The sequence below is a fragment of the Rhodosalinus sp. genome, from assembly GCF_046542825.1.
Classification (GTDB): Bacteria; Pseudomonadota; Alphaproteobacteria; order Rhodobacterales; family Rhodobacteraceae; genus Rhodosalinus.
The window spans coordinates 1-10,109 of the sequence record NZ_JBKHAQ010000101.1 but is presented as its reverse complement, the minus strand read 5'-3'; the positions used below and the strand labels follow the sequence as shown (position 1 = coordinate 10,109).

At 69.7% G+C, this 10,109-nt stretch carries 11 protein-coding genes; 7 read left to right on the top strand and 4 right to left on the bottom strand.

Features of this window, described 5'->3' with window-relative positions; all coding sequences use genetic code 11:
- Window positions 1–184: 184 nt before the first annotated feature.
- On the bottom strand, window positions 185–940 hold the full coding sequence (locus ACLFOB_RS12130; RefSeq protein ID WP_410926225.1) for a Stf0 family sulfotransferase: 756 nt from the start codon (window positions 938–940) through the stop codon (window positions 185–187).
- 464 nt (window positions 941–1,404) lie between these two features.
- Here ACLFOB_RS12130 and pgsA point away from each other — a divergent pair, with 464 nt between their 5' ends.
- The 3 genes from pgsA to ACLFOB_RS12115 are packed head-to-tail and all read left to right on the top strand — an operon-like array spanning window position 1,405 to window position 2,761.
- Window positions 1,405–2,064 (top strand): CDP-diacylglycerol--glycerol-3-phosphate 3-phosphatidyltransferase, encoded by a 660-nt coding sequence (gene pgsA, locus ACLFOB_RS12125; protein WP_410926224.1) that lies wholly within the window; start codon window positions 1,405–1,407, stop codon window positions 2,062–2,064.
- A gap of 4 nt (window positions 2,065–2,068) precedes the next feature.
- Entirely contained in the window at window positions 2,069–2,314 is a 246-nt protein-coding gene (moaD, locus tag ACLFOB_RS12120; protein ID WP_410915811.1) for a molybdopterin converting factor subunit 1, read from the top strand.
- A 3-nt stretch (window positions 2,315–2,317) separates the two neighbouring features.
- Window positions 2,318–2,761, top strand: a complete 444-nt coding sequence (locus ACLFOB_RS12115) for a molybdenum cofactor biosynthesis protein MoaE (protein ID WP_410915812.1) — start codon at window positions 2,318–2,320, stop codon at window positions 2,759–2,761.
- Window positions 2,762–2,928: 167 nt separating this feature from the next.
- Here the strand turns inward: ACLFOB_RS12115 and ACLFOB_RS12110 are convergent, their stop codons facing one another.
- The 3 genes from ACLFOB_RS12110 to ubiA all read right to left on the bottom strand — a co-directional run bounded on the left by ACLFOB_RS12110 (window position 2,929) and on the right by ubiA (window position 6,245).
- A complete protein-coding gene (locus ACLFOB_RS12110; protein ID WP_410926223.1) occupies window positions 2,929–3,255 on the bottom strand; it encodes a hypothetical protein in 327 nt (108 codons plus the stop codon).
- Entirely contained in the window at window positions 3,252–5,156 is a 1,905-nt protein-coding gene (locus tag ACLFOB_RS12105) for an OmpA family protein (RefSeq protein WP_410915814.1), read from the bottom strand. Before ACLFOB_RS12105 ends, ACLFOB_RS12110 begins: the two co-directional genes overlap by 4 nt.
- Before the next feature lie 114 nt (window positions 5,157–5,270).
- The gene (gene ubiA, locus ACLFOB_RS12100; protein ID WP_410926222.1) at window positions 5,271–6,245 is read right to left on the bottom strand and encodes a 4-hydroxybenzoate octaprenyltransferase; all 975 of its coding nucleotides are present in this window, start codon (window positions 6,243–6,245) and stop codon (window positions 5,271–5,273) included.
- 112 nt (window positions 6,246–6,357) lie between these two features.
- On the opposite strand from ubiA, the gene ACLFOB_RS12095 reads away from it, so the two are divergent.
- The 4 genes from ACLFOB_RS12095 to ACLFOB_RS12080 all read left to right on the top strand — a co-directional run.
- Entirely contained in the window at window positions 6,358–7,113 is a 756-nt protein-coding gene (locus ACLFOB_RS12095; RefSeq protein ID WP_410926227.1) for a 16S rRNA (uracil(1498)-N(3))-methyltransferase, read from the top strand.
- Window positions 7,104–7,631 (top strand): hypothetical protein, encoded by a 528-nt coding sequence (locus ACLFOB_RS12090; protein ID WP_410926226.1) that lies wholly within the window; start codon window positions 7,104–7,106, stop codon window positions 7,629–7,631. The genes ACLFOB_RS12095 and ACLFOB_RS12090 overlap by 10 nt, the downstream gene beginning before the upstream one ends.
- A gap of 75 nt (window positions 7,632–7,706) precedes the next feature.
- The gene (locus tag ACLFOB_RS12085) at window positions 7,707–9,077 is read left to right on the top strand and encodes a glutamate--cysteine ligase (RefSeq protein ID WP_410915817.1); all 1,371 of its coding nucleotides are present in this window, start codon (window positions 7,707–7,709) and stop codon (window positions 9,075–9,077) included.
- 361 nt (window positions 9,078–9,438) lie between these two features.
- A partial coding sequence (locus ACLFOB_RS12080) for a class I tRNA ligase family protein (RefSeq protein WP_410926221.1) occupies window positions 9,439–10,109 on the top strand: 671 nt, incomplete at its 3' end.

Below are 10,109 nucleotides of genomic sequence, written 5' to 3'. Positions count from 1 at the left end.
GGGCGGGCGTTGAGGCGGGCGGGGCGTGGCCCAGGGCCCTTACGAGATATGTTGAATCTCGCGATTTTTCGTCCGATTCAAAAGGGTTCATAATGGACTACCGCTCTGCAGAAATCTGCGAGGGCATTCCCATCAGCTGCCGATGTGCAGACGGCGCCGACCTCGCCGCACCTGCTGCCTTTCGCTAAGTTGCCATCTCCCTGGTAAAGCGTTCGATCCATTCGCCGCTTTCGGCGCCCGCAAGCTTCGCCGTAGGTGGCTGGACCCGGCTTGCGTGAATGGGATCGAGGCCAAGCGCTTCCAGCAGACGGGCGAGGGTGGCTTGCGGGGCGCGTGCCAGATCCTCGTAGTCGACTCGCAGCGGAGCCGGATGTTCCCGTGCAAACCAGCGCTCCCAATCAGCATCCATCGCCGCGAGGGCGGTCATATGCCGCTCGATGCTCTTTCGCTCGTAACTGGGCTCTCTGGGTGGAGCGAGGCGCTCCAGTTCCGAGCCGTCTGCATTGCGATGCCACAGGCCCGTCTGCTCGGCCATCACCCGCGAAACCGCCTGTGCGAGCCTGTCGGTGCGCTTGAGGTAAATGAACAGGGTCGGTCCGAACGCAGCTTCGATTCGTTCGACGTCGTTCGACCGACCAGGATAGAGCCGGTCCACCTGCTCGAGGAAATAGTCACGGCTGCCCTGCTGTAGGCGAAGCCCGAACACGCCGGTCCCGCCATCTCCTTTGTCGCGTATACTGGCGAAGACGGCGCGACGGGCATCCTCGTCAGACGTGAACCGCCGATCGGAAAGCCCATGACACTCCAGCCAACGATCCAGCGAGGGTTCATGAAAGTGAGAATCGGGCCGACCTGCCATGCCGGTTTCGGCGAGAAGCCCGCAAAGCAGCGTGCTGCCGCTGCGCGGGCTCGTGCAGATTACGTAGGAGCGGAAGTGCAACGTTCTCATGCGTATCTGTGTAGCCGCGGATCGACACATGCGAAACTTGAATGAGGTACACCGAACCGCGCTAGTGGCTGACAATCGAAGAGCATGATGAACTCGCGGGAAAAGCCCGAAGCGGCCATGGAGGCGCCTGCATCCGGATAGGATCAACAACATATCCGGCAAGGGGATTGGGCGTGGCCGCGTGCCCCTGCGCGCCATGGCGATCCTCGACGACGCTGCCGCAGGCTTCCGCAGCACGCATGCGGCCGGGTGTGGCCGTGCGAAGCCCCGGGCGTGCGGGGTCCGATGCCGCCTGCGGCGACGGTCCTTTGCCGGGAGACTTGCGCTGGAGGCCGATTGCGGCGGCGCCCTTCGTTGCCAGCGCCGCGTCTGCAGTGTGCCGCGCCGGGCGCCGCGGGAACCGTGCAGACGGCCGCCGCCTTTCCCCCAAACACCGGACGCGCTAAGGAGCGGCCATGCGGTGGACCCTGCCCAACGTGCTGACCATCCTGCGCCTGCTCGCCGCACCGGCGGTTGCGGTGATGTTCCTGTATTTCAACCGTCCCTGGGCCGACTGGTTCGCGCTGTGCCTGTTCCTCGCCGCGGCCGCGACCGACTGGATCGACGGCCGCCTCGCCCGCGCCTGGGGGCAGGAGACGAAACTGGGCGCGATGCTGGACCCGATCGCCGACAAGGCGATGGTGGTGATCGCGCTGATGGTGATCGTGGGCTATTCCTCGTATTCGCCCTGGATCGTGCTGCCGGCCACGATGATCGTCTTCCGCGAGGTCTTCGTCTCCGGGCTGCGGGAATACCTTGGCGCCTCTGCCGGGACGCTGAAGGTCACGCAGCTGGCCAAGTGGAAGACCACGGTGCAGATGCTGGCCATCGCCATCCTCTTTGCGCAAGGTGTCTTCGAGCACTATCTGGGGATGGAGAGCTACGGCATGGGGCAGGAGCTGTTCGACGCGGTGATGGCGGGTGAGGTCGAGGATGTGCGCGGCTTGCGCTGGATGTCCCAAGGCATGGTCGTCTCCGGCTATGCCGGTCTGGCCCTGCTCTGGATCGCGGCGCTGCTCACGCTCTGGACCGGCGGGGAGTATGTCCGCAAGGCGCTGCCTTACCTGAAGGACTGACGCGATGGACGTTCTCTATTTCGCTTGGGTGCGCGAGCGCATCGGCCTGCCGAAGGAGCGGGTCGAGACCGGGGCCGCAACCGTGGCCGACCTCGTCGAGGAATTGCGCGCGAGGGAGGAACGCTACGCGATGGCCTTCTCCGACCTGTCCGCGCTGCGCGTGGCGGTCGATCAGGAGCTGGCGGATTTCGACGCGCCGCTCGACGGGGTGCGCGAGGTCGCCTTCTTCCCGCCGATGACCGGGGGCTGAGAGATGCGCGTGCGCGTGCAGGAGGCGGCGTTCGACTACGGCGCGGAATGCGGCGCCTTTGCCGCGCGGCAGGCGGGGCAGGGGGCTGTCGTCACCTTCGCGGGTATCGTGCGCGACACCGTCCGCGGCGACCTGCAGGCGATGGAGATCGAGCACTATCCCGGCATGACCGAGAAGGCGCTGGCGCGCATCGCGGAAGAGGCCGCGCGCCGCTGGGCGCTGGGCGACGTGCTGGTGATCCACCGCCACGGGCGACTGGCGCCGGGCGAGGTGATCATGATGGTGGCCACCGCCGCGCCGCACCGGTCCGATGCCTTCGCCGCGGCGGAATTCCTGATGGACTACCTGAAATCCCGCGCGCCGTTCTGGAAGCGCGAGATCACGGCCGACGGGGCTGACTGGGTCGCGGCGCGCGATGCGGACGAGGCGGCGCTGTCGCGCTGGTAGGTGAAGCCCGGGAAACGGACGAGCGGGGGCTCTGCCCCCGCACCCCCGGGGTATTTTCCGACCATTGAAAGGCGCGGGCCTGCCCGTCGCTGCGCGCGCAGGCCGCCTGCCGGCATGGCGGCCCGTCCGCGCGCCCGACTGTCGACCGGGTGCCGGTCTGTCGGATGTCAGCCGGCGTCCAGCCGTTCCAGCCGCATCCGCAATTCCTCTGCCTCGCGGCGGGCGTCACGCAGGCCTTCCATCGCGGCGGCGAGTTCCGCCTCGGTCTGGTGCAACTGGTTCGACAGTTCGGCCTCGCGCTGCTGCATGTAGGTGATCGCCCTGTCGCGCGTCTCTTCCGCGTCGTGCAGTTCCTGCGCCATCCGCTCCAGCTCGCCCATGTCGGCAGAGGACACGCGGGTGAAGCGGTGCACCAGCCAGTGCGCGAACCAGCCCAGGCAGAACGCCACGAAGAGGATCGCCGCCGTGGCGATGACGAAGTCGGTTCTGGTCATTGCCCCTGCGCCTCGCCGGTGTCCGCCTCGTCTTCCTCGCCCTCTGCGGAGACGTTTTCAGGCGTGGTCTCCGCGTCCCCGGGCGGCTCCCGGGGGATCAGGCGGAACTCGATGCGGCGGTTGGCGTCGCGGCCTTCCTCGGTGTCGTTGTCGGCGATGGGCTCGGTCTCGCCGTAGCCGCGCGCCCGGAAGGAAGCGGTCAGCACGCGGCGGTTGCGCAACTCGTCCAGCACCGCCTGTGCGCGCGCCTCGCTGAGTTCCAGGTTCATCGATTCCCTGCCCTGGCTGTCGGTGTGCCCCGCGATCTCCAGCGGGATTTCGCCGCATTGCCCGAGCAGCTCCGCGATGTCGTCGAGGATCAGCCGCGCCTGCGAGTCGAGCGTGGCGGACCCCGGCTCGAAATTGATCTTGCGTCCCTCCAGCAGACCCTGCAGCGATGCCACGCAGTCCTCCGGCGAGGGTGTGGCGGCCTCGGGGTCCAGTTCTTCGCGATAGGTCACGTCAAGCGTCAGCTCCTCGGTGCCGCCCAGCTTGTCGGCGACGAGCGCGGCAATCTCGGCGCCGGCTTCGGCATTGCCGGTCTCGCCCCGGATGTCGATCCCGTCCGGCGTCACGACGAGTGCACCGCGCTCGAGTTCTGCAAGCCCTTCCAGCCCTGCCAGAACGCGTGTCTGCCAACCCTGCGGCAGGGTATCGGATATCTCGGCCGCGGTATGGACGGCCTCGCTTCCGAAGCGCGCCCGCGCGAGACTGTCGGCGATCAGGCGCGCGTCCTCGCTGCCCAGCGGCCCGCGCAGTTGCACCGCGCCTTCGGGGCTCAGTGTCGCCACGAATTCGGGCGGGCCGGCCTCGCCCCCGGTCTCGCGCGGCGGCTCGGGCAGCACGGCGTCGAGCGTGAAGATCGCCGGCAGGCCCGCGACAAGCTCTTCCACCACGGCCTCGAAGCGGGCCGGATCGGTGCCCATCGGGGCCACGAGGGCGATCTCGGCGTCGGACATCGTCAGCGTGCCGCCGCCCAGCGCGCCGATCGCGGCAATCGCCTGTTCCGCCGCGTCGGGCCACTCGGCGCCCGGTGCGCCAAGCCCGATCCTGCAGTCGGCCTTGCCTTCGAGGCCCGCGCCGGCGGCGGCGCGCAGGATACGGTCGCGTTCCGCCTCGGTCGCGGCCGCGCAGGCGTCGAAGCGTGCGCCGTCCCCGTCGCGCACGAAGCGCAGCGTAAAGGGGCTGATCACGGGGCGCGGCGCCGTGATCTGCAAGGCAAGGCGCACGTCCGGCGGGATCGCGCGGGCGATCTCGGCTTCGAGCCTCCGTTTCTCGGCGCCGCTCTCCGCCGCGCCCGCCACGCTGACCTTGCCCGCCTCGACCGAAACCTTCGCGCGCGGCAGCCGCTCCATCGCCTCGAAGGCGGCGTCGATCGAGAAGCGCCAGCTCTCGGGTGCGGGGTGATCGGCCGTCTCCAGCAGATCGGAGACAGGCACGCCGTCCGCGGCGGCTGCGGCGCGGGCGGCCAGAGCCGCGCGGTCGGTCTCTGCCGGGACGAGCCCGATCAGGGTGACCCCATCGTCGCGGCGCAGGATCTCGATCGAGAAGCGCGGCGCAGCGGGCGGCGCGCGCTCGGCGACGTTCACGTCGTCGATCAGGCGGGCCGCGTCCACCACCTCGCCGGCGGTGGAGAGGGCCTGAAAGCGCTCCGCCTCGGAGGGCGCGGTGCCGATCAGGAAGACCTGCAGCCCGTAGGCGTCGACCTCCGCCCATTCGATTCCCTCGCGGTCGAGCGCGGCCTTCACGTCCGCCTCGGTGCCATCCTCGACCATGCGGACGGCGAAGGCGGCCGTGACCCCGCTCAGGCCGAGGGCGAGACCGAAGGCGAGGGCGGGCAGGGCAAGACGGGACAGGCGCATCAACGGTTCCGGGATCGTCGCTGTGCCGCGAAGGTATGGCCAGCCCGCGCCGGTTGCAATCGCGGCCCGTGCGTCACGTGGTGCACAGACGGCGGCCCCTTGCCGATCGGCGCTTCAGACGAAGAGCGCGGCCAGCGCGAAGAACGGCAGCACGACAAGCCCCGCATCCCGGTTTGCGCGGAAGAGCGTCAGCAATCGCCCGTGGTCGTCGAGGTCGAGGCGCCGGAGCTGCCAGGCCATGTGCCAGCCGAAGGCCCAGGGCCCGCCCAGCGCGATCACCAGCGCCAGGATCTCGCCCCGCGGCACCGCGCCCAGGACGGCCAGGCCCATCAGCGCGACCGAGGCGACGAGGAAGCGCCGCAGCCAGCGCGGCGTGTCGTCGCCGAAGAGCCGGGCCGTGGATTTCACCCCGATGAGCGCGTCATCCTCGCGATCCTGATGGGCATAGATCGTGTCGTAGAACAGCGTCCAGGCGATGCCGGCCAGGTAAAGCGCCAGCGCGGGCCACTGCAGCGCGCCGGTATGCGCCGTCCAGGCCAGCAGGGCGCCCCAGTTGAAGGCCAGGCCCAGGAACACCTGCGGCCACCAGGTGAAGCGCTTGGCGAAGGGATAGATCGCCACGGGGAGCAGGGCGAGGATGCCCAGTGCGATCGCCGCAGTGTTGAAGGTGAGCAGAATGGCGAAGGCCAGGAGTGCCTGCGCGCCCATCCAGATCACTGCCTGCCGAACCGTCACCTGTCCCGAGGGAATCGGGCGCTGCGCCGTGCGCCAGACGCCGCCGTCGATGTCGCGGTCGGTGATGTCGTTCCAGGTGCAGCCGGCGCCGCGCATCAGCCAGGCCCCGATGCCGCAGCCCGCGAAGATCCACAGGTCGTGCCAGCGCGCCGTGCCGGTGGACAGGATCGCCAGCGTCAGGCCCCACCAGCAGGGAAGCAGCAGGAGCCAGGTGCCGATCGGCCTGTCGGCGCGCGAGAGCCGCAGGTAGGGCTTCCAGCCATCGGGCGCGCGGCGGTCCACCCAGTTGCCGCTCACCGCGTCGGCAATGACGCCGGGCCTCTGGTCTCCGGGGGTCTGGCCCTCTGCGGGCATCGCATGTCTCCGGCAGCTTGGGGTCGTCCCCCTTCCTAGTGCAGGGGGTGGGCGGGCTGCAAACGCTTCGGCGGCCCTTCCGCCCGGAGGCGCGCGGGGTTAGATGGGCGGCATGGTGTCGCGCGTGCGCCTTTTCGTCGAGCATCCCCTGGCCGAAAGCGCCCGGCTGCCGCTGGAGCGCGCGCAGGCGCATTACCTGTTCAACGTGATGCGGCTGTCGGAGGGCGACGAGATCGCGGTGTTCGACGGCGGGTCCGGCGAATGGGCCGCGCGTGTGATCGAGGCGGGCAAGCGGGGCGGCACGCTCGAGTGCCTGTCGCAAAGCGCGCCGCAGCGCGACCCGCCGGATGTCTGGCTGCTTTTCGCGCCGGTGAAGAAGGCGCGCACCGACTTCATCGTGGAAAAGGCGGTCGAGATGGGCGCGCGGCGCCTCGTGCCGGTGCAGACCGACTTCACGAATTCCGAGCGCATCCGCCGCGACCGGCTGCAGGCTCACGCCGTCGAGGCAGCCGAGCAATGCGGCGCGACCTTCGTGCCCGAGGTGGCGGAGCTATCGCCGCTGTCGCGCGTCCTGAACGACTGGCCGGAGGGTCGCGCGCTGCTCTATGCCGACGAGGCGCAGGCGGGGCGCGCGTCGCCCCTCGCAGGGCTCCTCGCGTGCGACGACGCCCGCCAGGGCGGAGGAGCGCCGCCGCCCGCCGCGCTGCTGATCGGCCCCGAGGGCGGCCTGTCGGCGGCCGAGCGCGCGCGCCTTGCCTCGCTTCGCCTTGCGGCGCCGCTCGCGCTGGGGCCGCGCATCCTGCGAGCCGATACGGCCGCCGTCGCCGCGCTGGCGCTCTGGCAGGCTGCCTGCGGAGACTGGCGATGATCCGCCCCGAGGTCCTTGCGGCGCTCTCGCGCTGGCGCGAAGCCCTTGCCGGGCTGGCGCTGGCCGCGCTGGGCCTCTGGGCCGCGCTCGGCTCCTTCGGGATCCTTGCCTGGCTCGGCTGGGCGGCGGTGGCGGCAGGCGCGGCACTGGTCTTTGCCGGCATCCAGCGTGGGCGGTTCCGCGGCCGGCAGGGCGGGCCGGGCTTCGTCGAGGTCGTCGAGGGGCGTATTGCCTATTTCGGCCCGCTCGACGGCGGCGCCGTGGCGCTTTCGGAGATCGAGGAACTGCGCTTCGACCCGTCGGGGGCGCCACCCGTCTGGGTTCTGGTCCAGCAAGGGCGCCCGCCGCTGTCGATCCCTGTCAACGCCGCGGGGGCCGATGCGCTTTTCGACATCTTCGCGACCCTGCCGGGGCTCAGGACCGGCCACCTGCTGGCCGAACTGGAAAAGGGCGGGCGTTCGCCCGTCGTGATCTGGGAGCACCCGTCGCGGCTGGCGCGCCGGCCGCGCCTGCACTGACACCCCCGCATTGACACCGCGGCGCAACCGGACCATCCCTTGCCACCGACCGAAGCGAGGCCCGGAACCACACGCATGTCCATTCCCCAGTCCGGCGGCGGGCCGATCGAACGGCACGCGCAGCTTGCGGAATATCTCGAATCCGGCTGCAAGCCGCCTGCCGACTGGCGCATCGGCACCGAGCACGAGAAGTTCGGCTACTGCCGCGACACCCTGCGTCCGCTGCCCTACGACGGCCCGCGCTCCGTGCGTGCCGTTCTGGAGGGGCTGCGCGACCGCCACGGCTGGACCCCCATCGAGGAAGCGGGCAACATCATCGGGCTCGAGAAGGAGGGCGCCAACGTCAGCCTCGAGCCCGGCGGGCAGCTGGAGCTTTCGGGCGCCCCGCTCGAGCACATCCATCAGACCTGCGACGAGGTGAACGCCCATCTGGCGGACGTGAAGGACGTGGCCGATGCGCTGAACGTGGGGTTCATCGGCCTTGGCGCCGCGCCCGAGTGGCGCCACGAGGACATGCCGATGATGCCCAAGGGGCGCTACCGGCTGATGACCGACTACATGGACCGCGTGGGCACCATGGGAAAGTCGATGATGTACCGCACCTGCACGGTGCAGGTGAACCTCGACTTCGGCTCCGAGGCCGACATGGTGAAGAAGCTGCGCGTGGCGCTCGCGCTGCAGCCGGTGGCGACCGCGCTCTTTGCCAATTCGCCCTTCTTCGAGGGGCGGCCGACCGGCTACAAGTCGTGGCGGAGCCGCGTCTGGCGCGATCTGGACGACGCGCGCACCGGCATGCTGCCCTTTGCCTTCGAGGAGGGCTTCGGCTTCGAGGCATGGGTGGACTACGCGCTCGACGTTCCGATGTACTTTGTCTACCGCGACGGTGTCTATGTCGACGCGCTGGGCCAGTCCTTTCGCGACTTCCTGAAGGGTCGGCTGCCGGCGCTTCCGGGCGAGACGCCGACGCTCTCGGACTGGGCCGATCACCTGACGACGATCTTCCCCGAGGCGCGCATCAAGAAGTTCATCGAGATGCGCGGCGCCGACGGCGGGCCGTGGCGGCGGCTCTGCGCGCTGCCGGCCTTCTGGACGGGGCTGATGTACGACCGGTCCGCGCTCGACGCGGCCTGGGACCTGGTGAAGGACTGGAGCGCGCCCTTCCGCGAGGCGCTGCGCATCGCTGCCGCCGATCAGGCATTGCAGGCCCGTGTCGAGGACGTCTCGATGCACGATCTGGCGCGCGAGGTGCTGGCGATCTCCGAGGCGGGGCTTGCGGCCCGCGCGAAGGAAGGGGCAGGCGGCCTGCTGCCCGACGAGACGCATTTCCTCAACGCGCTGAAGGAAAGCGTCGACAGCGGCAAGGTGCCGGCCGATGAACTGCTCGAGCGCTACCACGGCGACTGGGGCGGCGACCTTTCCAGGATCTACGCGGACTATTCCTACTGAAACTGGCGCGGGGCGCACCGCCCTTGCGCAGGCCCCTAGCCGCTGCCTTGCGACGGGGTATTTTCGGACCATTGAAAACCCGTGCGGGCGCGCGTCGGTTCGTGCGGGAAGGCTGGCTGCCGGCCGCACGCCTGCAGGGCCGGGGGAACGCCGGGGCGGGCGGAGCCGTGCGGAAAGCCCTCTGCCTCTGGACGCTGCGGCGCGGCGGGCCTATAAGCCCGGCCCATGACCCGGGGTGTCGCGATCATTTGTCGAATTAGCGGCCCGGCGCGCTGATCCCAGCCGCCGGGACCAAGGCGCAGGGCGTCCCGCGCCGCCCTTTCCGAACCGACCCCGACACCAGAGCCAAGGACGATTTCCCATGTCCGCCGACGACGCCGCGCCCCTGCCCGACTACAAGGACACCCTGAAGCTTCCCGAGACCGCCTTCCCGATGCGCGCGGGCCTGCCCAGGCGCGAGCCCGGCTGGCTGCAGCGTTGGGAGCAGATCGGCATCTACGATCGTCTGCGCGAGCGGGCAGACGGCCGTGCACCCTTTACCCTGCACGACGGGCCGCCCTACGCCAACGGGCACCTGCACATCGGGCACGCGCTCAACAAGGTGCTCAAGGACATGGTGGTGCGCAGCCAGCAGATGATGGGGCGCGACGCGCGCTACATCCCCGGCTGGGACTGTCACGGCCTGCCCATCGAGTGGAAGATCGAGGAGCAGTACCGCGCCAAGGGACAGGACAAGGACCAGGTCGATGTCGTGGCCTTCCGGCAGGAGTGCCGGAAGTTCGCCGAGGGCTGGATCGACGTGCAGCGCGCGGAGTTCAAGCGCCTGGGCATCACGGGCACCTGGGACCGTCCCTACCTGACGATGGATTTCCACGCCGAGCGGGTGATCGCCGGGGAATTCATGAAGTTCCTCATGTCGGGCGTGCTCTACCAGGGCTCGAAGCCGGTGATGTGGTCGCCAGTGGAAAAGACCGCGCTGGCCGAGGCGGAGGTCGAGTATCACGACCACAAGAGCCACACGATCTGGGTGCC